This window comes from Nonomuraea ceibae, assembly GCF_019396325.1.
GTDB lineage: Bacteria > Actinomycetota > Actinomycetes > Streptosporangiales > Streptosporangiaceae > Nonomuraea > Nonomuraea ceibae.
Genome location: NZ_JAHKRO010000011.1, coordinates 1 through 25,611 on the forward strand (window position 1 = coordinate 1; position 25,611 = coordinate 25,611).

Here is a 25,611-nt window from a genome sequence, read left to right on the forward strand (position 1 = left end):
GGGGTGAGGGGCCTTCGGGGTGCGGGACTCCGTTGGGCCGGGGGCGGGACTTCGTGGGGGGTTAGGGGGTGATTGTGCAGGGGGTGTTGTTGAGGGTGAAGCGGGTGGGGAGGGAGGGGTCGCCGGTGTGGCCGGCCAGGTAGCCCAGGGTGACGGCGGCGCCGGGGGCGATGGTGCGGTTGTGCGGGGCGTTGACGGCTTGGACGATGTCGCCGCCCTGGGTGAGGGTGGTGTTCCAGTCGGAGATGATCTTCTGGCCGGGGGTGAGGGGGAAGGTGAGGGTCCAGCCGTCGACCGGGGTGTCGGCGAGGTTGGTGATGGTGAGGTCGACGGTCATGCCGGTGCCCCAGACCTGGGTGACGGGCTTGATGGAGCAGGTGGGCCGGGCGCGTTCGAAGGCGACGCGGTGCAGGCCGCCGGGGAGGTCGTTGACGACGTAGAGCTCGCCTTGGGGGGTGCTGCCGAAGGCGGTGACCTGGGTGGGCATCTCGCCGATCTCGGCCTGGTCGTGGCCGCCGGCGCCGTCCTCGCGCAGGGCCCACACGGTGGAGGAGCAGTAGTCGGTGGCGATGTAGGTGCCGCCGACGAGGTCGGCGTACTGGCGGCCGCGGTAGACCTGGCCGCCGATGACGGCGCAGCCGCCGGTGTAGGGCGAGTAGGTGAAGATCGGCTGGGTGTACTGGGCGTCGGGGCGGCACTGGGTCTCGTCGAAGACTTCGAGGCCCTCGTAGCAGGACCAGCCGAGGTTGGCGCCGGCCTGGTGCCCGGGTTTGACGTGGTTGATCTCCTCCCAGCGGCCCTGGCCGACGTCGGCGATCCACAGGGAGCCGTCCGCGTGGTCGACGGAGAAGCGCCAGGGGTTGCGGCCCCCGTACATCCAGATCTCGGGCCGGGCGCCCGGGACGCCGGTGAAGGGGTTGTCGTCGGGGACGCAGTAGGGCAGGTCGCCGCAGGTCCGGCTGACGTCGATGCGGAGGATCTTGCCGAGGAGGGTGTCGAGGCGCTGCCCGGAGTCGAAGGGGTCGCCGGCGCCGCCGCCGTCGCCGATGCTCCAGTAGAGGTGGCCGTCGGTGCCGAAGGTGAGCTGGCCGCCGTTGTGGTTGCTGTGTTCGGCGTGCTCCTGGGCGAGGAGGGGTTCGAGGCGGGCGTCGTCGAGCCGGTAGCGGGCGAGGGTGACGGCGCCGTCGGGGAGCGCGGTGTAGGCGAGGTACAGGTCCTGGCTCTGGGGGAAGTCGGGGGCGAGGGCGATGCCGAGCAGGCCGCGTTCGTTGCCGGATTCGTCGACGGAGGCGGTGATGTCGATGATCGGGGTCTGGGCGAGGCCGGTGTCCGGGTGGTAGACGCGTACGGTGCCGCGTTTCTCGGTGATGAGGAGCCGGTCGGTCCCGTCGTCGGGGGCGGCGATGGCGGTGGGGCGGCGCAGCCCGAAGGCGACCTGGGTGGTGGTCGCGCGGATCTCTTCCAGGGGTGGAGGGGCGGCCTCGGCCGCGGCGGCCGGGGTGACCGGGGTGAAGGGGGCGAGCAGGGACAGGGCGAGCAGGGCGGGGGCTGCCCAGCGTCGTGCTGGCATGCGGGCTCCAGAGGCGGGGCTTCGTCCGGGGTCCGGGGGGTTCTCCGGGACCGGGGCGCGGCGGGCATGCGGCGCGCCCGGCCGGACGGTACCGGCGGGGCGGCCGTCCGGCCAGCGCTCGGGGCCGGGTGGGGCCGTGGTGGACGGCCTCTAGGTCGATGACCTGGGATGACCGGGGGTCGCCTGGGGCGTGGACGGATGAAACGTACATGGCCGTCGCGTGGCGTCCGTGATCGCTACGCTGCTCGTAACGGGACGTGGTCAGGAGGACGCCGGTGAAGAAGCTGATGGCCGGGCTCTGGCGTCGCATCAGCGGGCCGGTGCAGTGGCGGCTGCTCTATCTGTCGCAGGCCAAGTTCGTCGTCGGGGTGACCGGCGTGGTGCGTGACCTCGACGGGAACGTGCTGCTGCTGCGGCACCGGTTCTGGCCGGAGGGGCGGCAGTGGGGTCTGCCGACGGGCGGGGCGAAGCGGGGCGAGACGTTCGAGCAGACGGTGGTCCGCGAGGTCATGGAGGAGACCGGCCTGGAGGTGAAGGTCGGCGAGGTGGTGCGGGTGGGCAGCGGGTTCCGGCTCCGGGTCGAGATCGCCTACGCGGCCCGTTACGTGGGCGGGGGGACGCTGCGGCTGAACTCGCTGGAGATCCTGGAGGCCCGCTGGTGCGCTCCGGACGATCTTCCTGAGGGTCTGCTGGAGTCGCACCGGCTGCTGATCGAGTCGTCGCTCCCGTAGGGCGGGAAGTCCTGCGGCTTCCCAGAATCTGAACGGCCGTTTAAAGTTTTGACCGTGCCGTCAGAAGGCCGGTCGTTCATCGAGGAAGCACGGCGGGCGCAGATCATCGAGTGCGCGATCGACGTGCTCGCCTCGGAGGGGTACGCGCGGGCGTCGATGGCCAGGATCGCGCAGCGGGCGGGCATCAGCACCGGCGTGATCTCCTACCACTTCGGCGGCAAGCGGCAGCTTCTGGAGGCGGTCGTGAGCTCGGTCGCCAAGGTGGCGACGGACCTGATGGTGCCGCGCATCCTGGCGCAGCCCACGGCCACGGACATGCTGCGGGTCTACTTCGAGAGCAATCTCGACTTCATGCGCCTGCACCGCAAGCCGCTGCTGGCGCTGGTGGAGATCGTCACGTACAACCGGGGCGAGGACGATCGCGGGCCGGGCCCGTACGCGGAGCAGCACGAGACGGCGATCGACGACGTGGTCAGGCTGCTCGAGTGGGGCAAGTCGACCGGGGAGTTCCGCGACTTCGACTCGCGGAGCATGGCGATCGCGATCCGCGGCGCCGTGGACGCGGTGCCGGCGCGCCTGCTTCACGATCCGGAGCTCGATCTGGGCGGGCTCGCGGGCGAGTTCGTCACCCTTTTCACGCTTGCCACGAGGAGGCAGCCATGACAGCGGCGCTGGACATCGCCGGTCTGACGAAGTCGTTCGGCGAGAAGGTCGCGGTGGATCACGTCGAGCTGACGGTTCCGCAGGGATCGTTCTACGGGCTCGTCGGGCAGAACGGCGCGGGAAAGACCACCACGCTCTCGATGGCGGTGGGGTTACTCCGGCCCGACGGCGGGAGCGCGCGGATCTTCGGCGCGGACGTGTGGGCGGACCCGTCGGGGGCGAAACGGCTGGTGGGGGTGCTGCCTGACGGGCTGGCCATGCCGGAGCGGCTGACCGGGCGGGAGGTGCTCACCTATCTGGGGCTGCTGCGCGGGCTGGAGAAGGACGTGGTGGCGGCGCGGGCCGAGGAGCTGCTGTCGGTGCTGGAGCTCGACGGGGCGGAGAAGACGCTCGTGGTCGAGTACTCGACGGGCATGCGCAAGAAGATCGGCCTGGCGACGGCGCTGCTGCACGGGCCGAAGCTGCTCGTGCTGGACGAGCCGTTCGAGGCGGTGGACCCGGTGTCGGCGGCGACGATCAAGACGATCCTGCGCGGGTTCGTGGCGAGCGGCGGCTCGATCGTGCTGTCCAGTCACGTGATGGCGCTGGTGGAGCAGCTGTGCGACCACGTGGCGGTGATCGACGGGGGCCGGGTGGCGGCGGCCGGGCCGCTCAAGGAGGTGCGCGGCGACGCGACGCTGGAGGACAGGTTCGTGGAGCTGGTCGGCTCGGCCACCACCGGCACGAAGGGGCTGTCGTGGCTGTAGCGGTGACGCTGGTGCGGATGAAGGTGGCGATCCTGCGCCATTCGCTGACCGGCCAGCGGGGGACGATGGCGGTCTCGGCGGGTTCGGTGGGCGCGCTGCTCGCGGCCGGCACGATCTATCTGGCGTTCCTCGACGGTGACTGGCTGGCGGCCGCGTTCGCGGTGTGGATGCTGGGCTGGATCATCGGCCCGGTCTTCTCCGGCGGCGGTGACGAGACGCTGCGGCCGGAGTTCTTCTCGCTCCTGGGGCTGCCGCCGCACCGGCTGGCGGCGGGGCTGCTGGTGTCGGCGTTCGTCGGGGTGGCGCCGGCGGTCAGCCTGCTGGCCCTGACGGGGCTGGTGGTGCTCGGCGTCCGGGAGGGGGCCGGGCCGGCGCTGGTGGCGGTGCCGGCGATGGTGCTGCAGCTGGCCGTGTTCGTGCTGCTGTCGCGGGTCGCGGTGGGGGTGCTGGGCATCGCGTTGCGCTCGCGCGTGGGGGCGATCGGCGCGGGGCTGGTCAACGGGGCGATCCTGGCGTTCCTGGGGCAGGGCTGGGTGTTCGCGGTCGCGCTCGGGCAGGCCGAGGGCATCCCGCCGATCGTGCGTTACCTGCCGTCCGGGTGGGGGGTGCTGGCCGTCCAGGGCGACTATCTGGCGCTGGCGGCGATGGCGGTGCTGATCGCGCTGCTGCTGGGCGCGTGGGCGGCGCTGCTGTCGAGGCGGGCCGGGGCGGAGCGGGCGTCGGCGCGGGGCCGCAGGCCGATGCGGGCGGCCACGGCGCTGGACGCGGTGCTGGCCAAGGAGCTGCGGACGTGGTCGCGGGACCTGGTGCGCACCCATCAGCTCACGTTCGCCCTGGCCTACGGGGTGTTCTTCGCAGCGGCGCCGCTGGTGCTGGGGTGGACCGGGATGCTGCCGTGGGCGGCGCCGATCTTCATCGTGATGGCGGCGGCGATGACGGCCAACCTCTACGGCGCCGACGGCACCGCGCTCTGGCTGTCGGTGATGACGCCGGGCTCGTCGGACGTGCGCGGCAGGCAGCTGGCGTGGCTGGTGACGGTGACGCCGGTCGCGGCGGTGCTCGTGGTGGCGCTGACGGCGGTCAACGGCGGCCCGTGGCCGATGATCGTGGCGCTGTCGGTGGCGTTGCTCGGCGGCGGCGCGGGGCTGGTGCCGCTGGTGTCGGTGTACGCGCTGGTGCCGGGCACCGATCCGCAGAAGCGCGGCGGCAACCCGCTGCGCACGAGCGAGGACGACGGGGCGCTGACCGGGCTGGCGTACCTGATGATGGTGCTCGTGGCGGCGTCCGGGGTGCCGGCGGGCGTGGCGGCGGCGTTGTGGGGCTGGCCGGGCGTGGCGGTGGGGGCGGCGACCGGGGCGGCGTGCCTGTGGTGGTTCGGCGCGCTGGCCGAGCGGCGGCTGGCGGCGCAGGGGCCGGAGCTGTTGCACATGATGCGCACCGGCCGCCGGCCTGCCGCCGCGGGAAAGGCGTCGTCGGCCTTCGCACTGCCCGACATGCCGAAGGTCCAGCGGGCGGTGGTGATCACGTGTGTGTCGCTGGGGGCGATCCCGCTCATCCCGCAGGGCATCCTGGCGGCGGTGTTCGTGGCCAACGGGCAGCTCGGGCACAGCTGGTTCCTGGCCACGCACATGGCGCCGGGGCTGCGCTACCCGACGGCGGCCGTGATGATCGCGCTGGGGCTGGCGATGTACGGGACCGGGCTCGGGATCATGTACAGGTACAAGAAGAAGGTTGTATACGATAAATCACCTAATGTCTGATGTATCCCTCGGCGCAACCCACCGGACCCTGCGCGACGAGGTCACCGCAGAGCTTCGCCGGCGCATCATGTCCGGCGAGTTCGGGCAGGGCGAGCGGCTGGTCGAGGACCGGCTGGCCGCCCTGCTCGGGGTCTCGCGCAACCCGGTGCGCGAGTCCATCCGGGTGCTGGCCGCCGAGGGATTCGTCCAGGTCGTCCCGAGGTTCGGGGCGACCGTGGCGACGCTGTCGGCCGAGGAGGGCGACGAGCTCTTCGACGTGCGGATGGCCGTCGAGGGGCTGGCGGCGCGGCTGGCGGCCCGCAAGCGCACAACGGCGTCGGCCGAGCGGTTGCGCCGGGTGCTCGAGGAGGCCAGGCAGGCCGTGGACGAGGGCAGGCTGGACGCGGTGGCCGATCTCAACACCGCCTTCCACCTGGCCGTGGGCGAGGCGGCGGGCAACTCCTACCTCAACCTGATGATGACGCCCATGCTCCAGCGGGCGCAGTGGGTGTTCAGTCAGACGGCGGCGGCGCGCGGCCCGCACTCGTGGTCGGAGCATCTGAGCCTGTACGAGGCGATCGCGGCGGGTGACGAGGACGAGGCGCAGGCCAGGGCGGTGGCGCACGTGGCGGCCGCCAGGCGGTCGTTCCTGACAGCCGTCGGGCGGGCTAACAGGACAAAGCACGCAATCAATTAGAAAACACTCAGGTAACAACCGCTCTTAACAGCGTGCAATTGCAATGTTAGGTCTTGTATACAGTGTCCGAACTGCCCGTTCCCCTCGGAGGCACCATGAGACCGTCCCCCAGAATCGTCGCGGCACTCGCCGTGCTGCCCCTCGCACTGACAGCGTGCGGCGGAGGCGGTTCCAGCGGTCCGTCGGCTGCTCCCTCCGTGGCCGACGCCTCGGCGGACAACCGGGCCGTGAAGAGCGGCGGCACGCTGAACGTGGCGCTCAACGCCGACCCCGACGCCCTCGACCCGAGCACCTCCACCACGCTCGTCGGCCGCGAGGTCTTCGCCAACATGTGCGAGAAGCTCTACGACATCGACGCCGCGTCCGAGCTGGTCCCCCAGCTCGCCGCCGCCCTCCCGGAGGTCTCCGAGGACGGCAAGGAAGTCACGATCAAGCTGCGTGACGGCGTGAAGTTCAACGACGGCACGCCCTTCGACGCCGAGGCGGTCAAGAAGTCGCTGGACCGGCACCGTACCTGGGAGAAGTCCTCCCGCCAGGCCGACCTGGAGGCCATCTCCGAGGTCGAGGTCGTCGACGCGGCCACCGTGAAGCTCACGCTGAAGCGCGCGTTCACGCCGCTGACCGCGCAGCTCGCCGACCGGGCCGGAATGATCATGTCGCCGAAGGCGCTCGACGGCGCGGGCGACAACTTCGGCGCCTCCCCCGTGTGCGTCGGGCCGTTCAAGTTCTCCGCCCGGACCTCGGGCAGCCAGATCGTGCTGGACAAGGCGCCGGACTACTACGACGCCGCCAAGGTCAAGCTCGACAAGCTCGTATACAAAATCATCGTGGACCCGAACGTGCGGGCCGCCAACCTCAAGTCCGGCGACGTCCAGGTGGCCGACCAGCTCGCCACCACCACCGTCGCCGGCGTGCAGGCCGACCCGAACCTGAAGGTCGTCTCCGGCGGCGGCCTCGGCTACTACGGCCTGCAGATCAACGTCGGCAACGCCACCGGCTCCACCGAGAAGGCCGGCCCCGTCGACAGCCCGCTGGCCAAGAGCCCCGAGCTGCGCGAGGCGTTCGAGCTGGCCCTGGACCGCGAGCAGATCAACAAGACCGTCTACAACGGGCTGCACGAGGTCGACTGCTTCCCGGTGCCCGTCGACAGCGCCTACCGCACCCCCGACCTGCAGTGCCCCAAGCGCGACCTGGCCAAGGCCAAGCAGCTCGTGCAGGCGTCCGGCGTGCCGACGCCCGTCCCGGTCAAGCTCACCTCACCCAACGACGCCACCAACCAGCGGCTCGCACAGGTCGTCCAGCAGATGACCAAGGAGGCCGGGTTCGCCGTCACGGTGGAGACCGCCGAGTTCGTCAGCACCCTGGAGCAGGGCAAGTCCGGCGACTTCCAGGCCATGCTGAGCGGCTGGTCCGGCCGCGTCGACCCGGACGGCAACCTGACGAACCTGGTCACCAGCCAGGGCAGCAACAACTTCGCCGGCATGGCCGACCCGGGCATCGACGAGCCGATCAAGCAGGCGGCGGCCACCCAGGACACCGCCGAGCGCGCCGAGCTCTACAGCAAGGCCATGAAGCGGGCCGCCGAGCTGCGCGGCGTCGTGTACCTGTACCACAACAAGTACTACCTGGGCATGAGCAAGAACGTCGCCGGCGTCCAGTACTTCAAGGACGGCCTGCCCCGCTTCGCCACCGCCGGATTCGTCGCCTGATGGTCTGGTTCATCCTTCGGCGCTGCGGCTCGGCGGTGATCGTGCTGTTCGTGGCCAGCGTCCTGATCTTCCTGGGGGTCAGGGCGCTGCCCGGCGACCCGGCCGTGGTCATGGCCGGCGAGGAGGCCTCGCCCGCCGTGGTCGAGGCCATCCGGCACGAGTTCGGCCTGGACAAGCCGCTGCCCGCCCAGTACGTCGACTACGTGGCCCAGACGCTGTCGGGCAACCTCGGCCGGTCCACCCAGGACCAGATCCCGGTGGCCGACATCCTCGCCGAGCGGCTGCCGGTGACGCTGGAGCTGTCCGCGCTGGCCATGCTGGTGGCGATCGTCGTGGGCGTCGGCTCGGGCATCGTGGCCTCGGTACGGCGCGGCAAGCTCGCCGACTACGTGGCGACCGGGTTCGGCCTGGCCGGGCTGTCGGTGCCGCACTTCTGGCTGGGGCTGCTCGGCATCCTGCTGTTCGCGGTGACGCTGCGCTGGCTGCCCGCCTCGGGATACGTGCCGTTCACCGAGGACCCGGGACAGAACCTGCAACGCATGCTGCTCCCCGCGCTGGTGCTGGGCACCGGGTTCGCCGCGATCCTCATGCGGCAGACCCGCTCGGCGATGCTGGGCGCGCTGTCGGCCGACTACGTGCGCACCGCCCGGTCCAAGGGCCTGGCGGAGGCCAAGGTGGTGGGCGCGCACGCGCTGCGCAACAGCCTGACGACCGTGGTGACCGTGCTCGGCCTGCAGCTCGGCGCGCTCATCAGCGGCGCGGTGGTGACGGAGCAGATCTTCGTCATTCCGGGCTTCGGCAAGCTGACCGTGGACGCTGTGCTCACCCGCAACTACCCGGTCATCCAGGCGGTGGTGCTGGTCACGGTGATCGGCTACGTGGTGGTCAACCTTCTGGTCGACATCGCCTACGCCTACCTGAACCCGCGCATCCGGCTCTCGGGAGGCGGTCATGGCTGAGACGCTGGCCGTACCCGTGAGGTCGGGCCGGGCCGACCGGCGGCGCAGGCTGTGGCGGCGCTTCCGGCGGCGGCCGATGCCGATGGCGGGCCTGGTGCTGGTGGCGGCGTTCCTGCTGCTGGCGCTGGCCGGGCCGCTGGTGACGGGCGATCCGTCGGCGCAGGACTACGCGGCGACGCTGGCTCCGCCGTCGGGCGCGCACCCGCTGGGCACCGACGACCTGGGCCGCGACGCGCTGGCCAGGATCGCGCACGGCGCGCAGGTGTCGCTCCAGGCGGGCGTGCTGTCGACGCTGCTGGCGATGGTGATCGGCATCCCGATCGGGCTGGTGGCCGGGTTCTACCGGCGCTGGCTGGACCCGGTCGTGATGCGGCTGGTGGACGTGACGCTGGCGTTCCCGTTCCTGGTGTTCGCGGTCGGCCTGGCCGCGATCATCGGGCCGTCGCTCAAGGGCGTGGTGCTCGCGCTGGGCTTCTCCCAGCTTCCGGCGATCATCCGGATCACCCGGGGCGAGGTGCTGGCGATCCGCGAGATGGACTACGTCGCCGCGGCCATCGCCGACGGCGCGGGCGACCGGCACATCCTGTTCCGTTACGTGCTGCCGAACTGCGCCAACCCGCTGATCGTGCAGGCCACGGTGGCGATCCCGGCGGCGATCATCGGCGAGTCGACGCTGTCGTTCCTGGGCCTGGGCGTGCAGCCGCCGACCCCGTCGTGGGGCGTCATGCTCACCACCGCCCAGCAGTACCTGGACGTCGCGCCCTGGCTGGCCATCTGGCCCGGCGTGATGATCGCGCTGGCCACGCTCGGCTTCAACCTGCTGGGCGACGGGCTGCGTGACGTGCTCGACCCGAGGAGCGGCAGATGAGCCTGCTGGAGATCACCGACCTGGCCGTGCACTTCGACACCGAGGACGGCCTGGTCCAGGCGGTCAGGGACATCTCACTCACGCTGGAGGAGGGCGAGATCCTGGCGCTGTGCGGCGAGTCGGGCTGCGGCAAGTCGGTCACCGCGATGTCGGTGCCCAGGCTGCTGCCGCCCGGCACGACGAAGCTCAGCGGCTCGATCAGGCTGGACGGCCGCGAGCTGACCACGCTGCCCGAGCCGGAGCTGCGCAAGGTGCGCGGCAAGGACGTGTCCGTCGTCTTCCAGGAGCCGATGACCTCGCTCAACCCGTCGTTCACGGTCGGCTACCAGATCGCCGAGGTCCTGCGCAGGCACGAGAAGCTGTCGCGCCGGGCCGCCATGGACCGCGCGGTCGAGCTGCTGGAGCTCGTCGGCATCCCGGCGCCGCGCCGCCGCGTCAAGGAGTATCCGCACCAGCTCTCCGGCGGCATGCGGCAGCGCGTGATGATCGCGATCGCGGTGGCGTGCTCGCCGCGTGTGCTCATCGCCGACGAGCCGACGACCGCGCTGGACGTGACGATCCAGGCGGGCGTCCTGGACGTCTTCCGCGACCTGCGCGACCGGCTCGGCACCGCGATCATCCTGATCACGCACGACCTCGGCGTCGTCGCCGACATCGCCGACCGGGCCGTGGTCATGTACGCGGGCCGCGCCGTCGAGCAGGCGCCCGTGGCCGAGCTGTTCGCCCGGCCCCGGCACCCGTACACGCTGGGCCTGATGAAGGCGCTGCCGTCGGCGGCGGTGAACGGGCGGCTGGCGGAGATCCCCGGCATGGTCCCCTCGCCGATGTCCGACCCGGACGAGTGCGCGTTCCGGGCGCGCTGCCCGCGCGCCCAGGACGACTGCGCCACCTCCAGGCCCCCTCTGGTACGGCAGGCGGCCGGCCACCTGGCGGCCTGCTTCCACCCTGGAGAGCAGCCATGACCGAACCCGTACTGAAGATCGACGACCTGGTCATGCACTATGGCCAGGTGCGCGCGGTGGACGGCCTGTCGCTGGAGATCGGCAAGGGCGAGGTGCTCGGCCTGGTCGGCGAGTCCGGCAGCGGCAAGTCCACCGTCGGCAAGTGCGTGCTGCGGCTGATCGAGCCCACGTCGGGCCGGATCAGCCTGAGCGGCACCGACATCACGCACCTGTCGCGGCGCTCGATGCGCCCGCTGCGCCGGGACGTGCACATGGTGTTCCAGGACCCGTTCTCGTCGCTGAACCCGCGCTTCACGATCGAGCAGATCGTCGGCGAGCCGCTGATCCACCACAAGGCGGTGGCCAGGCGGGAGGTGAGCTGCCGGGTCGCGCAGATGCTGGAGCAGGTGGGGCTGCGGCCGGAGATGGCCACCCGGTTCCCGCACGAGCTGTCGGGCGGGCAGCGGCAGCGGGTCGGGCTGGCCCGCGCGCTGATCCTCAACCCGAAGCTGGTCGTGGCCGACGAGCCGGTGTCGGCGCTGGACGTGTCGGTGCAGGCGTCGGTGCTCAACCTGATCACCGACCTGCAGCGGGAGCTGGGCTTCTCCTGCCTGTTCATCACGCACGACCTGTCGGTGGTGGAGTTCCTGGCCGACCGGATCGCGGTCATGTACCTGGGCAGGATCGTCGAGTCGGGGCCGACGGCGCGGCTGTTCGCCGAGCCGCGCCACCCGTACACGCAGGCGCTGCTGTCGGCGGCGCCGGTCGCCGACCCGGCCAGGCAGCGCGAGCGGCGGCGGATCGTGCTGGGCGGCGACGTGCCGAGCCCGGTGGACCCGCCGTCCGGCTGCCGCTTCCACACCCGGTGCCCGCTGGCGTTCGACGAGTGCCGCACCCGCGAGCCCGAGCTGGCCGACCCGCGCACGGGCGGCCACCCGGCCGCCTGCCACCTCGTCACGGCGGACCGCCTCCCCGACGCGGCCGCCGCCTCATGAAAGGACCGCACTTGTTCACCACGAGGCCCGAGCTGACGGGCGACTTCGGCATGGTGGCCAGCACGCACTGGCTGGCCTCCGCGACGGGCATGGGCGTGCTGGAGCGCGGCGGCAACGCGTTCGACGCGGCGGTGGCGGCCGGGTTCGTGCTGCAGGTGGCCGAGCCGCACCTGAACGGGCCGGCCGGCGAGGTGCCGATCCTGCTGTGGAGCGAGGCCGACCAGCGCGTGTCCACCGTGTGCGGGCAGGGCGTGGCCCCGGCCGCCGCGACGCTGGAGCGCTTCGCCGAGCTGGGCCTGGACGTGGTGCCGGGCACCGGGCTGCTCGCGGCCACGGTGCCGGGCGCGTTCGGCGGCTGGATGCTCATGCTGGAGCGGTGGGGCACCTGGAAGCTGGCCGACGTGCTGGCCCCGGCGATCCACTACGCCGAGCGCGGGGTGCCGGTGCTGGAGCGGATCGCCACCACGATCGCCACCGTCAAGGAGCTGTTCACCGACGAGTGGACGACGTCGGCGGCCACCTGGCTGCCCGGCGGCGACGTGCCCGCGCCGGGCTCGAAGCTGGCCAACCCGGTGCTGGCCGCCACCTACCGGCGGATCGTGGCCGAGGCCGAGGCCGCGTCGGCCTCCCGCGAGGGCCAGCTCCAGGCCGCCCGCCGCGCCTGGTACGAGGGGTTCGTGGCGGAGGCGATCGCCGAGTTCAGCGCCACCACCTCCTGGCTGGACACCTCCGGCGAGCGGCACGGCGGCCTGCTCACCGGCGACGACCTGGCCTCCTGGTCGGCGTCGGTGGAGGAGCCGGTCACCTTCGACTACCACGGGCACACCGTGTGCAAGACCGGGCCGTGGGGCCAGGGGCCGGTGTTCCTGCAGCAGCTCGCGCTGCTGTCCGGGTACGACCTGACCGGCATGGGCGTGCTGAGCGCTGATTACGTGCACACCGTGACCGAGGCGGCCAAGCTGGCCTTCGCCGACCGCGAGGCCTGGTACGGCGACACCGACGTGCCTCTGGCCGACCTGCTGTCCGAGCCGTACAACGCCGGGCGGCGCGCGCTCATCGGCGACACCGCCAGCCTGGAGCTGCGGCCCGGCTCCCCCGGCGGGCGCGAGCCCCGGCTGCCGGTGCTGCCCTCGGCCGGCGCCGCCGGTCCGGCGCCCGGCGCTTCCGGGCGGCGGGCCGGGGTGGGCGAGCCGACCGTGAGCAGGCTCGTCGTCCCGGCCGAGGACACCGGCGACGAGATCGTCAGCTCCGACGGCGCCGTGCGCGGCGACACCTGCCACGTCGACGTCGTCGACCGGCACGGCAACATGGTGTCGGCCACGCCGAGCGGCGGCTGGCTGCAGAGCTCGCCGGTCATCCCGTCGCTGGGCTTCGGCCTGGGCACCCGGGCGCAGATGTTCTGGCTGCAGGAGGGGCTGCCCGCCTCGCTGCGGCCGGGGGCGCGCCCGCGCACGACGCTGTCGCCGTCGTTCGCGCTGCGTGACGGCCGGCCGTGGCTGGCGTTCGGCACGCCGGGCGGCGACCAGCAGGACCAGTGGAGCGTCAACCTGTTCCTGGCGCTGGTCCACGGCGGCCTGAACCTCCAGGAGGCCATCGACGCCCCGACGTTCCACACCGAGCACTTCCCCAGTTCGTTCTTCCCGCGCGGCTCCCGGCCGGGGGTCGTGCACGTGGAGGAGCGGCTGGACCCGGCGGTCGTGGCGGAGCTGCGGCGGCGCGGGCACGAGGTCGAGGTGCAGGGGCCGTGGTCGCTCGGCCGCCTCAGCGCGGTGGCCCGGGACGGCGGCTTCCTGAAGGCCGGCGCGAACCCGCGCGGCGCCCAGGGCTACGCGGTCGGCCGTTGACCGTTCCCTTCTCCACTGGTTCTCCCCGTTTCCCCAGCAGCGGGATCCGCACGTAAGGAGTTCGCATGATCCCGCTGGGTGACGTCCTGTTCCTGGCCGGGGCCGGTCTGCTGGCCGGCGTGGTGAACGCGCTCGCCGGAGGCGGCACGCTGGTCTCGTTCCCGGCGCTGATGGCGCTCGGCTACCCGGGGGTGACCGCCACGGTGACGAACGCGGTGGCGCTGTGGCCCGGCTACCTCGGCGGGGCCTTCGGCTACCGCGCCGAGCTGCGCGGGCGGCGGCGCCGGGCGGCCGGGCTGGCGGGGGTGGCGGTGCTGGGCGCGGTCGCGGGCAGCGCGCTGCTGCTGAACACGCCGGGCGACACGTTCGAGGCGCTGGTGCCGTGGCTGGTGGCCTTCGCCAGCCTGGCGCTGCTGGCCCAGCCGTGGCTGCGCAAGCGGTTCGGCGGCGGCGACGGGGAGCGGCCCAGCAGGCTCGTGTACGCCGGGGTGTTCCTCGGCGGCTGCTACGGCGCCTACTTCAACGGCGGCATGGGCGTGCTGCTGCTGGCGGTGCTCGGCATGTTCCTGCACGACCACCTCCAGCGGGTCAACGCCGTGCGCGCGGTGCTGTCGCTGGCGATCTGCACGGTGTCGGTGGTGGCGTTCGCGCTGTTCGGGCCGGTCGAGTGGACGGCGGTGGCGGTCATCGCGCCGGCGAGCCTGGCGGGCGGCCTGCTGGGCACCCGCCTGGCCCGCCTCATGTCACCGGCGGTGCTGCGCGGCGTCGTGGTCGTCTTCGGGCTGGGCGTCGCGATGGCGCTCGCCCTGCGCTGACCTGCGCCGACTGAGCCGACCCGGGTCAGGCGACGGTTGCCTCGATGAGGTCGTCCACCACCTCCGCCAGGTCGTGGCCCCGGGCGTGCACCCGGCGCTGCCGCGCCGCCCCGGACCCCTTGCGGAGCAGCCGGTCCAGCCCCTCCTCGACGAACGGCAGGTCACCGGCCTCCGCCAGGGCGTGCCGTACGTGGTCGAGCAGGCGGCCGACCAGCACCGGGGCGGGCACGAGCGTGCCGTGCCGCACGTCCAGGCTGTCGCCCGCGAGCCCGTCGCGGGCGGCGCGCCAGTAGGCGGCGCGCAGCACCTCGCCGGGAACGGGCAGCCCGCGGTCGCCGCGCGCCACGGCGGCCAGCGCCGTGACGACGAGGCCGCGGACCAGGCCGATGATGGTGAGGCTGTCGCTCACGTCGAGCGGCACGTCGGCGACGCGCACCTCGACCGTCGGCAGCTTGGGCGAGGGCCTGGCGTCCCAGAAGACCGTCTTCGGGTCCATCAGCGCCCCCGACTCCGCCAGCGCCCGCAGCGCCAGCTCGTAGTCGGCGAACGTCGGGAAGTACGGCGGCGCGCCCGACACCGGCCAGCGCCCCCACGAGATGACCCGCCAGGAGGCGTAGCCGGTGTCGCGGCCGACGAAGAACGGCGAGTTGGCGGCCAGCGCGATGAGGGTGGGCAGCCAGGGGCGCAGATGGTTGCCCACGTAGACGGCGTGCTCCTCGTCGGGCACGTCCACGTGCACGTGCAGGGCGCAGATGCTGATCTCGTCCTGTAACGCGCGGTAGAGGACGCGGCCCTGTTCGTAGCGCGCGTCCTCGGTCAGCGGCGGCGGCATGACGTTGCCGAGCACGGGGATGCCGCTGGCCACGACGGCCAGCCCGCACGAGCGGGCCGCCCCGGCCACCTCCTTGCGCGCGGCGCGCAGCTGTGTGCCCAGCTCGGTTAGGTCCGCGGACGGCGCTGTCCGGGCCTCCACCTGGAATCGGGTGATCTCGTGCGCCACGTCGAGCATGTCCGTGGCGGCGGCCAGCACGTCGGCCGCCCGGGGAGTGACGTGGCGGGTGCGGGGATCGACGACGAGGTACTCCTCCTCGATCCCGATCAACGGAACCATGCCCACACCTCGCAGGGGAAGTCAGGAGCCTCCTTACTGTTTGTGCCCGTGCAGTGTCGGCGGGAAAAGTATGTGGGCAAACTAGCCTTCGATAGCGCTTTTCAGCGCGGCCATGAACAGCGCCGCGTCACGCCCGTTGACCAGCCGGTGGTCGTAGGCGAGCCCGATGTGCGCGACGGTGCCGTCGGACGGCCCGGTGACGGCCAGCGCGCACGCGGTGCCCGGGAAGACGAACGGCACGGCCAGCACGACGTCGCCCTCGGTGTGCAGGGTGACGACGAAGTTGGCGCCGGCCAGGTCGGCCTCCTTGAAGTCGCCGGACGCGGCGGCCAGGCGGTGCTTCATCAGCGCGGTGGCGATCTCCTTGAGCGGGCGGCGGGCCGCGTCGCGCACGACCGGCACGTACAGGCCCTCCCCCACGTCGAGGGTGACGCCGATGTTCGGCTCGTCGGAGAGCAGCGCGTGCGTGCCCTCGTAGGTGGCGAAGAACAGCGGGTGCTTCTCGTGCAGCCCGGCCACCGCCTGGACGAACAGCTCGGCGAGCCCGACGGGCCTGCGCACCTCGCGGGTGGCCGCCTCGGCCCGCTTGAGCGCGGGGCCGAGGTCCATCCTGACGACCAGGTAGGCGGCCGGGATGCTCTGGTGGGACAGCTCCACGGCCCTGGCCACGGCCCGCTGGACGCGGGGCAGCTCGCGGCGGGCGGGGCCGTCGAGGAGGCGTTCGACGTCGGCCCGCCGGACCACGTCGACGCCGAGCCCGGCGAGCTGCTCGGCGGTGATGCCGTGCTCGTCGGCGAACGCCTGCGCGGGGGCGGTGACGAGCGGCCCGGCCTGCGACGCCGCGCTCGCCGCAGGGGCGGTAGCGGGCGCCGGCTCGGCGGCGGGCTCGTCGCCGATCGTCGCCAGCAGCTCGCCGGGGCGGCACCAGGTGCCCGGCTTGACCGCGTGGCGCAGCGTGCCGGTGGCGTCGGCGGGCAGCTCCTCGGCCGCCTTGGACGTCTCCACCACGGCGACGGCGTCGTCCTCGTGCACCGGCGTGCCGTCGGGGACGAGCCACTCGACCAGCAGGTACTCGGTGTCGTTGTTGTTCAGCTTGGGCAGGCGCAGCTCAGCCACGGACGACCTTCCTGATCACGCGGTGGATGTCGGCCTCGTCCACCAGCACCTCGCGCTCCAGGTGGGAGGCCGTGGGGATGACGGAGCCGGCGGAGTGGACGAGCGTCACCGGTCCGGCCAGCCGGTCCCAGTGCCGCTGGTGGACGTGGTGCGCGACCTCCGCGCCCCAGGTGCCTCCGGCCGTGCTCTCCTCCACCACGAACACGTGCCGGGCCGCGGGCACCTCCACGTCGAAGGGGTAGAGCCGCGACGGCACCAGCAGCGTGCAGCCGATCTCGTCCTCCAGGAGCAGCGAGCGCATCGCCGCCACCACCCGGTGCGCCACGCCGCCCGGCGCGACGATCACGCAGTCGGGCGTGTCGTCCAGGAACACCCGGGCCACCCCGCCGGCCACCTCGACCGAGAAGGGCGCGTCCACCTGGTGCATCTGCCGCGTGTAGAGCACCTTGTCCTCGAACAGCACGCACGGCTCGGCGCGTGCCAGCATCTCCTCGAACACGGCGAGGTTGTCGTGGAAGGGCGACATCTCGTACAGCGCCAGTCCCGGGATGCCGATGAAGTGCTTCTGCAGGCTCTGGCTGTGCGTGGGCCCGTAGCCGCGCCCGCCGCCCATCGGGCAGCGCACCACCATCCGCATCGGCACCGTCTCGCCGTACATGGACACGGACTTGGCGGCGAAGTTGAGGAGCTGGTCGAAGGCCAGCGCGGCGAAGTCGCCGAACATGATCTCGACGATCGCCCGGTCGCCCGCCAGCGCCAGCCCGGCGGCCACGCCGGTGATCGCGCCCTCGCTGATCGGCGTGGACAGCACCCGCTTGGGGAACGCCGTCGACAGCCCCTTGGTGATCTTGAAGGCGCCGCCGTACGGGTCGAGGACGTCCTCGCCCAGCAGGTAGAGGTCCTGCTGCCGGTCCATCACCGCGTGCAGCGCCGCGTTCAGGTTCTCCGCGACCCTCATGCGCGCACCCACCTGGACGGCGGCCGGGCCGCGACCTCCTCGGCGACGGCGTCGACGTGCTCGCGCGCCTCCCGCTCCAGCCGGCCGACGTGCTCCGGCCGCGCCGCGCGGCAGCGCTCCAGCCAGTCGGCGTCCCTCGCCTCCTGTACGGCCTGCGCGCTCCTGGTGTCGTCACCCTTGCTGTGCGGGCCCAGGCGGTGCGTGGCGAACTCCACCACGAGCGGGACGCCCTCGCGCACCCGCGCGACCGGCGGGGCGAGCCGCCGCCGGATCGCAGGCAGGTCGAACCCCTCGACGCGCTCGTGCGCGATGCCGAACGCCGCCGCCCGGCCCGCGATCGTGCCCGCCATGTGGGCCGTCGTGGGCGTGGACTGGGCGATGCCGTTGTGCTCGACGACGACCATCACCGGCAGCCGCCACAGCGCGATCAGGTTGAGGGCCTCGTACACGGCGCCCTCGCCGAACGTGCCGTCGCCGATGTAGACGCAGGCCAGCGCGCCCGGCTCGGCACGCCGCAGGCGCAGCGCCACCCCGGCGGCCACCGGCAGGCTTTCGCCCTGCACGCCGGTGGACAGGTAGCGCCCGCGCCGGATGTGCTGGCTGCCGCCCACGCCGTGGCAGATGGCGCCCTCCCGGCCCATGATCTCGGCCAGCAGGCCGTGCGGGTCGCGGAAGCGGGCCAGGTAGTGGCCGTGGCCCCGGTGGTTGCTGAAGACGTGGTCGGCCGGGCCGAGCAGCGGCTCCAGGGCCACGGGCACGTACTCCTGGCCGAGGCAGGTGTGCGTGGTGCCGTTGAGCCGCCCCTCGCCGAACAGGTCGAGCAGCTTGAGCTCGAAGGCCCGGATGGTGAGCATGAGCGACAGGTCGGCGTCGTCCAGGATGGGCCCGGCGGCCCGTTCGAGGAGCGAGGTCACCTCCTGATCACCTCGACGACGCCGGCGACGGTCGGGTTGTCGAAGAAGTCGTCCAGGTCGATCTCCACGCCGAGGCGCTTGCGCATGCGGGCGATGATCTGCGTGATGCTCAGCGAGTGGCCGCCCAGGTCGAAGATGTCGTCCTCGGGCTGGATCGGCGAGAGCTTGAGCACCTCCTCCCAGATCGCGGTGATCTCCCCGATCAGCGGGTCCCCGCCCAGGTCGGCACCCCCGTCGTCCACCTGGGCGGGTTCCGCGGCGGGCGCCTGCGCCTCCGCCGTGACGGTCTCCTGGAAGGCGGCCAGCTCGCGCAGCGGGCGCTCGGGCGTGACCCGGCCCAGCACCGCGATCAGGTCGGCGGCGAACCGGCCGGGGTCGCGCAGCTCGGCCGGGTCGTAGCGCAGGCTCGCCGACAGGCCGCCGGGCCCGTCCAGGAGCTGGAGCTGGAGCGCGCCGCGCACCGCCCCGTTGAACGCCAGCCAGTCGACGTCCCACCCGGCGGGAGCGGTCCCGCCGCGCCGGTAGCTGACGGAGATCGGGGCGAGCGCGGCGTGCGGCCTGATGCCGGGCACGGCGCGGGCGATGGGCACCTCGCGGACCTCGTACACCCGCCTGAGCTCGGCCCGCAGCCCGGCGGCGAACTCGCCGAACGGCGCGTCCGGCGAGGGCGTGGAGTAGACGGGCAGCTCGTTGACGTACGGGCCGACGTGGCCGGTCTCGACGGCGGTCCGGGTGGACAGGTCCACGGCGGTCACCACGTCGGCGTTGCCGTAGGAGCGCAGGAGCGCGTGCAGCGCGGCGACCACCACCTCGAACCTGGTCAGGCCGGGCAGCTCGGGCACGTCGAGGTCGAACTCGGCGAGCGCGCCGGTCCCGGCGCGGCGCGAGCGCAGCACGTCACCGGCCACCACGACCTCGCCCGGCTCGCGCCAGCGCCCGGCCCAGAACGCCCCGGCCTCGGCCAGCCGCGCCTCGACGCGCTCGCGCTGGAGCGCGGCGTGGTCGGCACGTTCCAGCGGCTCGGCGATCGTGCCGTCGAGCGCGGCGGCCAGGTCGGCCACCAGCACGTCCTTGGACTGGCCGTCGAACACCAGGTGGTGGGCGACGATCGTCAGCGTGTCGCCGTCGAGCTGGAAGCGGGCCAGCGGGCCGCGCTCCAGGTCCAGGGCCACGGGCTGGTCGGTCAGCGCGGGCTGGACGTCGGCCGGCACCAAGTGCGGCTCGCCGCCCCGGTCCTCGAACGCGCTGCCCAGCAGCGGGTGGCGCTCGACCACGGCGGTGACGGCCTTGGCGAGCGCGCCACGGTCCGGTGGCACGGCGAACCGGATCACGATCGGCATGTGGTAAGCGGACCCCGCACCCATCCTTTCCGTGATCCACATGCCGTGCTGGGCGTACGAAACCTCGGTCATCGAACAACCTCTCGCAGTGCGCGCTTGTCCACCTTGCCTCCGTGATTGCGGGGCAAGACGTCGACGGTCACGAGCCGTACGGGCAGCTCGTGCGGGGCCAGCCGGCCCTTCAGGAAGATCCGCAGGTCCTCGTGCGCCACGCCGCCGACGACGGCGACGGCGACCGCCTTGCCGAGCGTCGGGTGCGGGACGCCGAACGCCGCCGCCTCGGTCACGCCCGGATGCTGGTAGACGGCGTCCTCGACGTGGATCGTGGACACCTTGTACGCGCCCGACTTGATCACGTCGCTCTCCCGGTCGACCAGGTAGAGGTAGCCGTCGCCGTCCAGGTAGCCGAGGTCGCCCATGCGCACCCAGCCGTCCCGGAACACCTCGCCGGTCGCCGTCGCGTCGCCGTAGTAGGCGCGCACGGCCGCCGGGGAGCGCATCCACACCTCGCCGGTGACGCCGTGCGGCAGCGGCTCGCCCTCGGCGGTGGCGATCCGCACCGCGCCGCCGGCGGCGGCCCGGCCCACGCTCGTCGGCCGTTCCGGGTCGTAGATCATCACGGTCTGGGCGGGCGCCGCCTCGGTGGAGGTGTAGTAGTTGGTGATCGTGGAGTTCGGGAAGGCGTCGGACAGTCCGGCGGCCACCCGGCCGGGCAGCGGCGCGGCGGCCGAGCCGAGCAGGAGCACGCTGGACAGGTCGTGCCGCTCGTGGACGCGGGCGGCGAGCATCTCGATGGCCATCGCGGGCACGAGGAAGACGGTGCCGGCCTGGTAGTGCTCGATCAGCGTGGCGAACCTGGCGGGGGTGAACACCGGCAGCGTCACCACCTCGGGGTGGGCGTCCACGGCGTTGACGAGCATCCACTGCCCGGCGTTGGTGCCGATGGGGAAGGCGTGCGCGAGGTGGCGGCTGTGCGCGAAGGGCCGTCGCCTGCCCCCGCAGCCGTGGGCCAGGTTGGCGTGGGTGGCGCTGACGCCCTTGGGGCGGCCGGTGGTGCCGGAGGTGTAGAGGATCTGGGCCAGGGCGCCGGGCTCGGGCAGTGTCACCTCGCCGGGCGCGTCGGGCAGCTCGCCGGGTCTCAGCACGGCGGCGGCGCCGCAGTGCGCGAGCATCGCGTCGACGTCGGGGGCGGCCAGGCGGTCCGACAGCGGCACCGCCGCCGCGCCCGCCTTGGCCACGCCTAAGAAGGCGATGGCATACTCCAGCCAGTTGCTGTTTCCGAAGACCAGCCCCACCCGGTCTCCAGGGCGCACGCCGCGAGCGGTGAGCCCGGCGGCCACGCGGTCGGATCTGGTCTCCCACTCATCGAACGTGATCGAGCCCGAGCCGTGGACGGTCATCGCCACGCGGCCGGGGTCTGCTGCGGCCCGCTGCCTGAGCAGGCCGGGAAGGGTAACGCTCACGATCGGCCCCCGGAACAGCCATCGGCGTTTCTAATAGGAAACTTTACTTTTTATGGGTGGGCGTTCAGTGTGGCATGCACCGGCGACGCACACAAGGCCGTATTCCACGGCCTTGCGAGACTCGGAAGATCCGTGGAACACTCGAACAGTTAGGATTCTTTCCAGTTTCGGCGGGGGAGCGTGTGATGATCAGAGAGCGGCTCGCCGCGCTCGTCGCGGAGTCGTCCGACGGCGCGATCAGCGAGCACGAGGCCCTGACGGCGACGGTGCCGCTCACCGCGCTCGGACTGACCTCGATCGGCCAGCTCCGGCTCGTCGACGCCATCGAGACCGAGTTCGGGGTCACCGTCGACCTGACCGGCGACGGCCTCGACCTGCTCGACGACCTCGACCGGCTGGCCGGGCACCTGGCCGGACGATGACGATCCGGTTCTCCGCGCCCGACTCCGGCACCGCCCCACTGACCTGGGGCCAGCGGGCGATCTGGGAGGCCGTCGAACGCACCGCGCCCGACGACCACTACTTCAACTTCGGCCGGGTGCTGAAAGTCCCCGGCACGCGGACCGTCGCCGAGGTCACCGTCGCGCTCACCGCCCTCGTCGAACGGCACGGCTCCCTGCGCACCCTGCTCGCCGACCCCGTCGGCCAGCGGCTGGAGGCCACCGGGCGGATGCCCGTCGAGGTCACCACCGGCGACCCCGACAAGGTGATGGCCGAACTGGCCGCCACCCGGTTCGACTACCACGCCGAATGGCCGCTGCGCGTGGCGCTCGTCCTGGACGGCGACACCGTCACCCACGTCGTGCTCGTCTTCTGCCACCTGGCCACCGACGGGCTCGGCAGCGACGTGGCCCTGCGCGACCTGCGGACCCTGCTGCTGCGCGGCCGCGTCTCCGGCCCGCCCGCGCCCCGCCCGCTCGACCTCGCCCACTGGCAGGCCGGCCCCCAAGGACGGCAGGTCGCCGACGCCGCCGCCGCCCACTGGGCCGACGAGCACGCCCGCATGCCCGACACCATGTTCGCCGGGCCGAGCGGCGACCCCGCCGACCCGCCCATCCGGCGCGCGCTCCTCCGCTCCCCCGCCCTGCAACTGGCCACCCGCGCCGTCGCGCTCGCCAACCGCACCAGCACCTCCACCGTGCTGCTCGCCGCCACCGCCACGCTCGCCGGACGCTTCTCCGGCTCCGGCCGGTGCGCCATGCTGCCCATCGTCGGCAACCGGTTCCGCCGTGACACCCTCGGCATCGTCAGCACCCTCTCCCAGGAGGGCCTGTTCACGCTCGACGTCGACGGCGACTTCCCCGACGTGCTCCGCGCCGCCGCCCCCGCCGCCATGCGCGCCTACCGCAGCGCCTACCACGACCCCGCCGACCGCGCCAGGATCGTCCGCGACGAGAGCGACCGCCGCGGCACCGCCGTCCACCCCAACTGCTGCTTCAACGACATGCGCTTCGCCGACCCGGGCCCCGCCGCCTGCACCCCCGCCGACCTCGACGCCGCGCTGCCCGCCACCGCGCTCGAATGGCAGATGAGCCAGGACAAGCTCAACTGCCGCTTCTGCGTGCACGTCACCACCGAAGGCGTCTCCCTCACCGCCGACACCCGCCACCTGTCGAGCGACGCCATCGAACGCTACCTGCACGCCCTGGAGGACCTGCTCGTCGAGGCCGCCCGCCGATGACCCCGCCCACCGGCATCCGCGCCTACGCCACCGCCACCTCCTGCCCCCAGGGCGCACGGCTGCCGTTCGTCCTGTCCGGACCGGCGCCCGTCGAGGTCACCGACATGGCCGACGGCCGCGTCGTCCACACCGGCGACGCCGCCCCCGGCTGGGAACTGCCGATCGGCGCCGACTGGCCCAGCTCCCTCTACCGCGCCCGGTTCGGCCCCGAACAGCCGTGGCCGCCCGGCCTGCCCGGCGACACGCCGTGCCCCGACAACGAGGTCTTCTTCGTCGTACGGGAAGCCGTGCCGGCCGCGCCGATCCTCCTCAGCGTCCCCTTCACCACCTGGCAGGCGTACAACCGGGCAGGCGTGCCCGGCGAGAGCGTCTACTGGACCGAGGCGCCCGACCGCGCCGCCCGCGTCACCTTCGACCGGCCCGGCTGCGGCCCGCCCCCCGAACGCTGGGAACAGGGCCTCATCGAATGGCTGCGCCCCGCCGGGTACGACGTCGCCTACTGCTCCAACCTCGACCTCCACGACGGGCTCGACCTGCTGACCCGGCACCGGATGCTCATCGTCAACGGCCACGACGAATACTGGTCCGCCGGGATGCGCGACACCGTCGAGGAGTACGTCCGCCGCGGCGGCAACGTCGCGTTCTTCTCCGGCAACACCTGCTGGTGGCAGATCCGGCTGGAGGACGGCGGACGGACCATGGTCTGCCACCGCGACCCCGTCTCCGACCCCGTCGAGGACCCCCGCCTGGCCACCGTCGAATGGTCGGCCGCCGGCCGCCCCGAGAACTCCCTCACCGGCGTCAGCTTCCGCGCAGGCGCCGGCACCTGGGGCCCGCACATGCCGCGCATGCTCGAAGAGTCCTACACCGCGCGCTTCGCCTCCCACTGGGTCTTCGACGGCACCGGGCTCACCGACGGCGACAAGTTCGGCCAGGGCTGCCTCGGCTACGAGACCGACGCCGCCGAGTTCGAGGAGATCGGCGGCGTCCCGCGCGCCACCTGCCGCGACGGCACCCCGCCCACCTTCGTCGTCCTCGCCACCGCCGACCTGCGCCACTGGGCCGGCTACGGGCAGGGCGGGATGGCGACCATGGGCGTCTACACCAGCGGCCTCGGCACCGTCTTCACCGCCGCCACCGTCAACTGGGGCAACACCCTGCACGACCCCGTCGTCGACCGCATCACCCGCAACGTCATCGACCGGCTCTCCACCGGCGCCGGCGACCCGTGGGAGGTCATCGGGCCCGAGGCCGACATCCGCGCCCTCGCCGCGCTCGGCCGCACCCTCTACGCCGTCGACGCCTCCGGCGACCTGCTGCGCCGCGAACTCTGCGGCCAGAACCTGCCTTGGGAGCCCGTCGGGCCCACCCCCGGGGTCCGCGCCCTCGCCGCACCCCGCGAGGCCGCCGCCGGCGTGCCCGTCGCCCTCTACGGCGTCACCGGCACCGGGCGCCTGCTCCACTTCGACGGCGCCCACTGGCACGACCTCGTCGCCGCCCCGGCCGACGCCACGGGCCTCGCCATCGCCGACTGCACCTTCTACGTCACCACCGCCTCGGACCTCCTCTGGCGCCTCACCTTCGGCACCACCACCTGGCACCCCACCCCCACCCCCCAGGAGACCACCACCTACGGCGGGGCATTGGGGGACAGCGCCAGGCAGGCTCCCGGGGCCACCCTCCCCACCCAGGGGATCGCCACGTACGGGGAGCGGGCTAAGGACGGGGCGCCCTCCCTCGCAGAGACCGCCCCCACCCGGCCCACCTCCCCCCAGGAGACCGCCACCATCCGGACCGCCTCTCCCGAAGAAACCGCCACCACCAACGGCGGGCCACTGGGGGACGGTGCCGGGCCGGCTCCGGGGGACGCCGAAGGGGCCGCCGCCCCGCGCGGGGAGGGGGCTGCGGGTGGGGTTCGGGGGTTGGGGGCGATGAACGGGCGGCTGTTCGTCCTGGACGGCCGGAGGCGGTTGTGGAGCGGGGTGCCGGGTCAGGGGTGGGAGCCGCTGGAGGTGACGGTGCCCGGGACGGCGTTCGCCGCGCATGCGGGGATGCTGGTGGCGGGCGGCAGGGATCTGCCGTTGCGCCTGTTCAGATGGGACCGTACGACGCCCGGCCGGCTCCGGTGACGAACGCCCAGTAGCGGTCGCCGTACGACCAGTGCCACCACTCGGTGGGGTAGTTGACGAGCCCGGCGGGCTCCAGCGCGGCGGCGAGGATCTTGCGGTGCCGCCGGGCGTCCTCGGAGATGTCGGGCGAGGCGGTGTAGCAGGCGCCGCCGCTGGTCTCGGGGGTGTCGTTGACGGCGGTGCCCATGTCGTACTCGGCCCCGTCGGGGTCGCAGAGGGTGAGGTCGACGGCGGCGCCGGCGGTGTGGGGGGCGACGTCGACGGGTGAGACGTAGCGGCTGGCGGCGGCGTGGAGCTCGCCGGGGGTGAGGCCGGGGAAGCGGGCGGCGAGTTCGGCGCGGTAGTCGTCGAAGATCTTCCGCTGGACGGCGATGGGCCGGTAGCCCTCGACGATCAGCAGGTGGAAGCCGTCGGGCAGGCGCCGTTCGGCGGTCTCGAGCCGGTCGAGGAGGCCGGCGCGCAGGCGGGCGTAGGCGCCGTCGGGGTCGGCCATCCGGTCGTCGAGCCGCAGCCGTCCGCGTACCTCGGCGAGGGGTTCGCCGGTGTCGGTGACGGGGATGGCGGCCACCCGCGGATCGGAGATGAGCACGATGTCACCGGGAGGAAGCCACATGGGCAAGAA

Annotated in this window: 23 protein-coding genes; 15 read left to right on the forward strand and 8 right to left on the reverse strand. The window is 72.9% G+C overall.

The genetic code is table 11. From position 1 onward, the window contains the following. Positions 1-61: 61 nt before the first annotated feature. The gene (locus KME80_RS50165) at positions 62-1,570 is read right to left on the reverse strand and encodes a PQQ-dependent sugar dehydrogenase (RefSeq protein WP_246644440.1); all 1,509 of its coding nucleotides are present in this window, start codon (positions 1,568-1,570) and stop codon (positions 62-64) included. 275 nt (positions 1,571-1,845) lie between these two features. On the opposite strand from KME80_RS50165, the gene KME80_RS10190 reads away from it, so the two are divergent. The 12 genes from KME80_RS10190 (at position 1,846) to KME80_RS10240 (ending at position 14,277) form a co-directional block, all read left to right on the forward strand. Then, on the forward strand, positions 1,846-2,301 hold the full coding sequence (locus KME80_RS10190; RefSeq protein ID WP_219503224.1) for an NUDIX hydrolase: 456 nt from the start codon (positions 1,846-1,848) through the stop codon (positions 2,299-2,301). Between the two features lie 54 nt (positions 2,302-2,355). Continuing rightward, entirely contained in the window at positions 2,356-2,964 is a 609-nt protein-coding gene (locus tag KME80_RS10195; RefSeq protein ID WP_219503227.1) for a TetR/AcrR family transcriptional regulator, read from the forward strand. Further along, complete coding sequence (locus KME80_RS10200) at positions 2,961-3,710, forward strand: ABC transporter ATP-binding protein (RefSeq protein WP_219503230.1); 750 nt, start codon at positions 2,961-2,963, stop codon at positions 3,708-3,710. Before KME80_RS10195 ends, KME80_RS10200 begins: the two co-directional genes overlap by 4 nt. After that, positions 3,701-5,470, forward strand: coding sequence for a hypothetical protein (locus KME80_RS10205; RefSeq protein ID WP_219503234.1), 1,770 nt, complete (start codon positions 3,701-3,703; stop codon positions 5,468-5,470). Before KME80_RS10200 ends, KME80_RS10205 begins: the two co-directional genes overlap by 10 nt. After that, positions 5,463-6,146, forward strand: coding sequence for a GntR family transcriptional regulator (locus tag KME80_RS10210; protein WP_219503237.1), 684 nt, complete (start codon positions 5,463-5,465; stop codon positions 6,144-6,146). Before KME80_RS10205 ends, KME80_RS10210 begins: the two co-directional genes overlap by 8 nt. 197 nt (positions 6,147-6,343) lie before the next feature. Continuing rightward, positions 6,344-7,855 carry an ABC transporter substrate-binding protein gene (locus KME80_RS10215; RefSeq protein ID WP_219503240.1) on the forward strand — a complete coding sequence of 504 codons (1,512 nt, stop codon included), beginning with the start codon at positions 6,344-6,346 and terminating at the stop codon, positions 7,853-7,855. Then, the gene (locus KME80_RS10220; RefSeq protein ID WP_219503243.1) at positions 7,855-8,814 is read left to right on the forward strand and encodes an ABC transporter permease; all 960 of its coding nucleotides are present in this window, start codon (positions 7,855-7,857) and stop codon (positions 8,812-8,814) included. The genes KME80_RS10215 and KME80_RS10220 overlap by 1 nt, the downstream gene beginning before the upstream one ends. Beyond that, positions 8,807-9,682, forward strand: a complete 876-nt coding sequence (locus KME80_RS10225; protein WP_219503245.1) for an ABC transporter permease — start codon at positions 8,807-8,809, stop codon at positions 9,680-9,682. Before KME80_RS10220 ends, KME80_RS10225 begins: the two co-directional genes overlap by 8 nt. Further along, positions 9,679-10,644 carry an ABC transporter ATP-binding protein gene (locus KME80_RS50170; RefSeq protein ID WP_246644441.1) on the forward strand — a complete coding sequence of 322 codons (966 nt, stop codon included), beginning with the start codon at positions 9,679-9,681 and terminating at the stop codon, positions 10,642-10,644. Before KME80_RS10225 ends, KME80_RS50170 begins: the two co-directional genes overlap by 4 nt. Then, positions 10,641-11,618 (forward strand): ABC transporter ATP-binding protein, encoded by a 978-nt coding sequence (locus KME80_RS50175; RefSeq protein WP_246644442.1) that lies wholly within the window; start codon positions 10,641-10,643, stop codon positions 11,616-11,618. Before KME80_RS50170 ends, KME80_RS50175 begins: the two co-directional genes overlap by 4 nt. After that, positions 11,615-13,462 carry a gamma-glutamyltransferase family protein gene (locus KME80_RS10235; protein WP_219503248.1) on the forward strand — a complete coding sequence of 616 codons (1,848 nt, stop codon included), beginning with the start codon at positions 11,615-11,617 and terminating at the stop codon, positions 13,460-13,462. Before KME80_RS50175 ends, KME80_RS10235 begins: the two co-directional genes overlap by 4 nt. A 65-nt stretch (positions 13,463-13,527) precedes the next feature. After that, the gene (locus KME80_RS10240; RefSeq protein WP_219503250.1) at positions 13,528-14,277 is read left to right on the forward strand and encodes a sulfite exporter TauE/SafE family protein; all 750 of its coding nucleotides are present in this window, start codon (positions 13,528-13,530) and stop codon (positions 14,275-14,277) included. A 25-nt stretch (positions 14,278-14,302) separates the two neighbouring features. Here the strand turns inward: KME80_RS10240 and KME80_RS10245 are convergent, their stop codons facing one another. The 6 genes from KME80_RS10245 to KME80_RS10270 all read right to left on the reverse strand — a co-directional run bounded on the left by KME80_RS10245 (position 14,303) and on the right by KME80_RS10270 (position 21,179). Next, positions 14,303-15,388 (reverse strand): carboxylate-amine ligase, encoded by a 1,086-nt coding sequence (locus KME80_RS10245; protein ID WP_219503252.1) that lies wholly within the window; start codon positions 15,386-15,388, stop codon positions 14,303-14,305. Between the two features lie 81 nt (positions 15,389-15,469). Further along, positions 15,470-16,504, reverse strand: a complete 1,035-nt coding sequence (locus tag KME80_RS10250; RefSeq protein ID WP_219503255.1) for a 2-oxo acid dehydrogenase subunit E2 — start codon at positions 16,502-16,504, stop codon at positions 15,470-15,472. Next, positions 16,497-17,462, reverse strand: a complete 966-nt coding sequence (locus KME80_RS10255) for an alpha-ketoacid dehydrogenase subunit beta (RefSeq protein WP_219503258.1) — start codon at positions 17,460-17,462, stop codon at positions 16,497-16,499. Before KME80_RS10255 ends, KME80_RS10250 begins: the two co-directional genes overlap by 8 nt. After that, positions 17,459-18,376, reverse strand: coding sequence for a thiamine pyrophosphate-dependent dehydrogenase E1 component subunit alpha (locus KME80_RS10260; RefSeq protein WP_308125693.1), 918 nt, complete (start codon positions 18,374-18,376; stop codon positions 17,459-17,461). Before KME80_RS10260 ends, KME80_RS10255 begins: the two co-directional genes overlap by 4 nt. Further along, positions 18,373-19,716, reverse strand: a complete 1,344-nt coding sequence (locus KME80_RS10265) for a phosphopantetheine-binding protein (RefSeq protein ID WP_219503261.1) — start codon at positions 19,714-19,716, stop codon at positions 18,373-18,375. The genes KME80_RS10260 and KME80_RS10265 overlap by 4 nt, the downstream gene beginning before the upstream one ends. Before the next feature lie 68 nt (positions 19,717-19,784). Next, entirely contained in the window at positions 19,785-21,179 is a 1,395-nt protein-coding gene (locus KME80_RS10270; RefSeq protein WP_308125694.1) for a class I adenylate-forming enzyme family protein, read from the reverse strand. Positions 21,180-21,364: 185 nt separating this feature from the next. On the opposite strand from KME80_RS10270, the gene KME80_RS10275 reads away from it, so the two are divergent. Genes KME80_RS10275 through KME80_RS10285 form a run of 3 tightly spaced genes read left to right on the forward strand, consistent with a single transcriptional unit; the run spans position 21,365 to position 24,989 of the window. Then, positions 21,365-21,601 carry an acyl carrier protein gene (locus KME80_RS10275; protein ID WP_246644443.1) on the forward strand — a complete coding sequence of 79 codons (237 nt, stop codon included), beginning with the start codon at positions 21,365-21,367 and terminating at the stop codon, positions 21,599-21,601. After that, positions 21,598-22,860 carry a condensation domain-containing protein gene (locus tag KME80_RS51760; protein ID WP_219503266.1) on the forward strand — a complete coding sequence of 421 codons (1,263 nt, stop codon included), beginning with the start codon at positions 21,598-21,600 and terminating at the stop codon, positions 22,858-22,860. The genes KME80_RS10275 and KME80_RS51760 overlap by 4 nt, the downstream gene beginning before the upstream one ends. Next, the gene (locus KME80_RS10285; RefSeq protein ID WP_219503623.1) at positions 22,857-24,989 is read left to right on the forward strand and encodes a N,N-dimethylformamidase beta subunit family domain-containing protein; all 2,133 of its coding nucleotides are present in this window, start codon (positions 22,857-22,859) and stop codon (positions 24,987-24,989) included. Before KME80_RS51760 ends, KME80_RS10285 begins: the two co-directional genes overlap by 4 nt. Here the strand turns inward: KME80_RS10285 and KME80_RS10290 are convergent. Beyond that, positions 24,952-25,602, reverse strand: coding sequence for a M15 family metallopeptidase (locus KME80_RS10290; protein ID WP_219503269.1), 651 nt, complete (start codon positions 25,600-25,602; stop codon positions 24,952-24,954). The two genes, KME80_RS10285 and KME80_RS10290, sit on opposite strands and share 38 nt — an antisense overlap. Between the last annotated feature and the right edge of the window lie 9 nt (positions 25,603-25,611).